This is a genomic window from Streptomyces laculatispora, assembly GCF_017353455.1.
GTDB classification, from domain to species: domain Bacteria; phylum Actinomycetota; class Actinomycetes; order Streptomycetales; family Streptomycetaceae; genus Streptomyces; species Streptomyces laculatispora.
In genome coordinates, this window is sequence record NZ_JAFMPZ010000014.1 from 1 (window position 1) to 4,541 (window position 4,541).

Annotated in this window: 5 protein-coding genes; 4 read left to right on the forward strand and 1 reads right to left on the reverse strand. The window is 71.7% G+C overall.

Annotation, left to right across the window (positions count from 1 at the left end):
* Positions 1-84: 84 nt before the first annotated feature.
* The gene (locus J1C73_RS00665; protein WP_207314574.1) at positions 85-966 is read right to left on the reverse strand and encodes a sigma-70 family RNA polymerase sigma factor; all 882 of its coding nucleotides are present in this window, start codon (positions 964-966) and stop codon (positions 85-87) included.
* A gap of 73 nt (positions 967-1,039) precedes the next feature.
* Here J1C73_RS00665 and J1C73_RS00670 point away from each other — a divergent pair, with 73 nt between their 5' ends.
* The 4 genes from J1C73_RS00670 to J1C73_RS00685 all read left to right on the forward strand — a co-directional run.
* Positions 1,040-1,780 (forward strand): FMN-dependent NADH-azoreductase, encoded by a 741-nt coding sequence (locus J1C73_RS00670; RefSeq protein ID WP_207314575.1) that lies wholly within the window; start codon positions 1,040-1,042, stop codon positions 1,778-1,780.
* 117 nt (positions 1,781-1,897) lie between these two features.
* Positions 1,898-2,857, forward strand: a complete 960-nt coding sequence (locus tag J1C73_RS00675) for a FecCD family ABC transporter permease (protein ID WP_207314576.1) — start codon at positions 1,898-1,900, stop codon at positions 2,855-2,857.
* 107 nt (positions 2,858-2,964) lie between these two features.
* Positions 2,965-3,954 carry a FecCD family ABC transporter permease gene (locus J1C73_RS00680; protein ID WP_242643524.1) on the forward strand — a complete coding sequence of 330 codons (990 nt, stop codon included), beginning with the start codon at positions 2,965-2,967 and terminating at the stop codon, positions 3,952-3,954.
* An 89-nt stretch (positions 3,955-4,043) separates the two neighbouring features.
* On the forward strand, positions 4,044-4,541 hold a 498-nt coding region (locus tag J1C73_RS00685), incomplete at its 3' end, for an ABC transporter ATP-binding protein (RefSeq protein WP_207314578.1).

Sequence of the window (4,541 nt, forward strand, 5' to 3'; positions counted from 1 at the left end):
CCTGCCGGGGTCCCGTCGGGGGACAGGGGGGACTCGGCTGCTTCTCCGGCGGTGGTGGCGGCAGCCGACGGCCCCGTTCCCCTGTCAGCTGAGGACGGCGAGGTCGAGCCGCCGGAGGCGTGCGGGGTCGGCGATCACGTCGTACTCAGTGATCCTGTCGTCCTCGATGGTGAACGTGAGCGCGAACAGCAGGCGGCCGCGCGGGGCCACCACGACTCCCACGGTGCCGTTGACCAGCGCGAGTTCGGCGAGTCGCGACCGGTGGGCCAGGGCGGCCGTTCCCTCCGCGACGGCTCGTGCGCCGCGCGCCTCGGCCACGCCGCCCGGCGGCACCGCGACGCGGTCGGCACGTCGCACCACATCGGGAGCCAGTACCGCGAGGACCGCGGTGAGGTCACCGGCCCGCGCGGCGGCGAGGAACGCCGAGACGATCTGACGGTTCCGGGCGAGTTCGGCCGCCGGAACCACGGGAGTGCCCCGCACCTTGTGGCGTGCGCGGCTGGCGATCTTCTTCGTGGCGACCGGGGTGCGTTCCACGACGGGCGCGATTTCGCTGAACGGCACGGCGAACATGTCGTGCAGCACGAACGCGATCCGCTCGATGGGTTCCAGGGTGTCCAGCACCACGAGCAACGCGCGGCTCACCGAGTCGGCCAGCAGCGCCTCGTCCTCCGGCGGACTTCCCTGGACGGAGTGCGCGACCTGGTCGAGGATCTCCTGCTCGGCCAGGTCCTCCCTTCGCGATCTGCGGGAACGCAACATGTCGAGACAGATGCGGGTCACCACGGTCCGCAGCCAGCCGGCCAGATTGTCCACCTCGCCGGCATCGACCCGGCAGAGGCGGAGCCAGGCCTCCTGGACGGCGTCATCGGCCTCGTCCAGTGAGCCGAGCATCCGATGGGCCACCGTGCGCAGCAGGGCGCGCTGCGCCTCGAAGCGTTCCGCCAGTGCCTCGCGCTCGTCCACCGGTCACCTTTCCCCGCGCTGTTCCGTCACCTCTCCTGACGAACGCGACATAGCCGAAGTGACAGGAGAACCGATGACGTCCTTGCTGCATCTGGATTCCAGCGCCCATCGTTCCGAGGAGTCGGTCAGCAGACAACTGACCGCACTGTTCGCCCGCACCTGGCGGACCGCGCACGGCCCGGCCGGATACCGGTACCGGGACCTGGCCGCCGACCCGGTGCCGCCGCTGGACAGCGCCTACTGCTCGCTCGGCCGGCGGGCGGAGCGGAACGGCCTCGTCCCGCCGGCCGGCGTGGACACGCTGGCCGAGAACGCGGCCGAGCGACGGGAGTGGTCGCTGACCCGCCCGCTGATCACCGAACTGCTGGCGGCCGACACCGTGCTGGTCGGTGCCCCGATGTACAACTACGCGGTGTCCGCCTCGCTGAAGGCGTGGATCGACCGGGTGGGTTTCCCCGGGGCGCTCACCGACCCGGACACGGGGGAGGGCCTGCTGCGGGGGACGAAGGTCGTGGTGGTCAGCGCGCGGGGTGGTGCCTACGGCCCGGGAACCCCTCGGGAGGGCTGGGACTTCCAGACGCCCTACCTGCGGGCGTACTTCGGTGAGAAGGGGGTGGCGCCGCAGGACCTGTGCTTCATCAACGCCGAGATGACCATGGCCGAGCTGGTCCCCGGCCTGGCCCGGTTCCGGTCGTTGGCGGCGAGCTCGCTGGCCGCGGCGCGGGCGGAGGTGATCGCGGCGGCGTCCGGCGCGGGCCCGGCGGGCGGCCGGAGCGCGGGGCTGGGAGGCCGGATCGAGGCCACAGCAGGGTAGGCTAACCTAACCGACGTGTTCGTTGAGAGTCCCCCGGAACCGAGTGCAGGCCCGACAGCCGCACCGGACAAACCCGCGCCCCCCGGGCGCCACGCGGTACGAGCCGCAGGGCTCCTGGTGGCCCTGGCGCTCCTGGTGCTGGTGTGCCTGGCGAGTATCGGGATCGGCGCCAAGGCGCTGCCCCTGGCCGACGTCTGGCACGGGCTGTTCCACTACGCCGGGAGCAACGACGACGTCCTCGTACGGCAGGTGCGGATTCCCCGGACCGTTCTCGGGCTGATCGTCGGCAGCGCGCTCGGCCTCGCCGGGGCGGTGATGCAGGCTCTGACCCGCAACCCGCTGGCCGAGCCCGGACTGCTGGGCGTCAACGCGGGAGCATCCGCCGCGGTCGTCTCCGCCATCAGCTTCTTCGGCGTCACCTCGCTGACCGGGTACGTCTGGTTCGCCTTCGCCGGTGCCGCGATCGTGTCGGTGGCCGTGTACCTGCTCGGGGGCAGCCGGTCGGCCACTCCGGTACGGCTCGCGCTCGCCGGGACGGCGGTCACCGCGGCGCTGTACGGGTACGTCAACGCCGTACAGCTGCTGGATTCGGCGGCGCTGGACCGGCTGCGGTTCTGGACCGTCGGGTCGCTGGCCTCCGCGAACACGGAGACGGTCGGCAAGGTGTGGCCGTTCATCGCGATCGGCGTCGTGCTGACCCTGCTCATCGCCCGCCCGCTCAACGCCCTGGAGATGGGCGACGACACGGCGCGGGCGCTCGGCGCCCACCTGACCAGGACCCGGGTCGTCGCCATGCTCGCCGTCACCCTGCTGTGCGGGGCGGCGACCGCGGCGTGCGGACCCATCGTCTTCATCGGGCTGATGATCCCGCACCTGGTGCGCGTGATCACGGGTCCCGACATGCGGTGGATCCTGCCGTACGCGGCCGTGCTCTCCCCGGTGCTGCTGCTCGGCGCGGACGTGGTGGGCCGGATCATCGCCCGCCCGTCCGAACTCCAGGTCGGTATCGTCACCGCGCTGATCGGCGGGCCGGTCTTCATCCATCTCGTACGACGCAAGAGGATGTCCCAGCTGTGAAGTCCACGAAGGAGACAGCGGGGGCGGCGGACGGGACGGGCACGACCGGCGGGACCGGGGCGGCCCGGTCGGTGAGGGCCGTACGGACGGGCGGGTACTCGTTCCGGATGAACGTCCGGGCGTCCCTGGTCACTCTGGTGCTCGCCGTCCTGGTGGCGGCGGCAGGCGTCGTCCTCATCGGCAGCGGCGACTTCTCCATGACCCCGGGCGAGGTCGTCACCACCCTCTTCGGACACGGCACCTTCCAGCAGGAGTTCATCGTCACGGACCTGCGGCTGCCGCGCGTGCTGGTCGGGCTCCTCGTGGGCGCGGCGCTCGGTGCCGGCGGCGCCGTCTTCCAGACCGTCTCCCGCAACCCGCTGGGCAGCCCCGATGTGCTGGGCTTCGGCCAGGGCGCGACGGTGGGTGCGCTGACCGTGATCGTTTTGTTCCAGGGCGGGGCGACGGCGGTCGCGGGCGGCGCTGTGGCCGGCGGTCTGCTGACCGGGGTCGCCGTCTACCTGCTGGCGTGGAAGCGCGGGGTGCACGGATTCCGGCTCGTCCTGGTCGGGATCGGCGCCGCCGCCGTGCTGACCGCCGTGACCCAGTACCTGATCACCAAGGCCAACCTCGTGGACGCCACCCGGGCCGTCGTCTGGATGACCGGCTCGCTCGACGGGCGCGACTGGGCACAGGTCTGGCCGCTGCTCGTGGTCTGCGGTGTGCTGCTCCCGCTGGTGTTCGGGCACGGGCCGGCCCTGCGGGTGATGGAGATGGGCGACGACGCCGCGTACGCGCTCGGTGTACGGGTCGAACGCACCCGGCTCGTCCTGATGGGCTCCGCCGTGCTGCTCGTCGCCGTCGCCACGGCCGCCGCCGGGCCGATCGCCTTCGTCTCGCTGAGCGCCCCGCAACTGGCCCGCTGGCTGACCCGCTCGACCGGTCCCCATCTGGTGGCCGCGACCTTCATGGGCGCCGCCCTGCTGCTCGTCGCCGACTGGGTCGCACTCGACGCCTTCGGCGACCGGCAGCTGCCCGTCGGCGTGGTGACCGGCGTGCTCGGCGGCTGCTATCTGCTGTGGCTGCTGGTGTCCGAGCGCAAGGCGGGTCGCATATGAAGAACGGCATCGGCGGCACCGGGCGCGGGAAGTCCTCGCCCGCCACTCAGTCCCTCACCAGTTCCCCGACCGACTCACGGAGTACGACCATGCAGCGCCTCACCGCGGACTCGGTGACCCTCGGCTACGACCAGCGGGTCATCGCGGAGAACCTCTCGGTCGAGATCCCCGACTACTCGTTCACCGTGATCGTCGGCCCGAACGCCTGCGGCAAGTCGACATTGCTGCGGGCGCTCTCCCGGATGCTCAAGCCGAGCCGGGGCCAGGTGCTGCTGGACGGGCAGGCGATCCACCGGATGCCCGCGAAGAAGGTCGCCAGGACGCTGGGGCTCCTTCCCCAGTCCTCGATCGCTCCGGACGGCATCACCGTGGCGGATCTGGTGGCCAGGGGGCGCTACCCGCACCAGGGGCTGCTGCGGCAGTGGTCGCCCGAGGACGAACGCATTGTCGAGGAATCGATGGCGTCGACCGGTGTCGGTGAACTCGGTGATCGCTATGTCGACGAATTGTCCGGCGGTCAGCGTCAGCGGGTCTGGATCGCGATGGCGCTCGCGCAGCAGACGCCGCTGCTGCTGCTGGACGAGCCG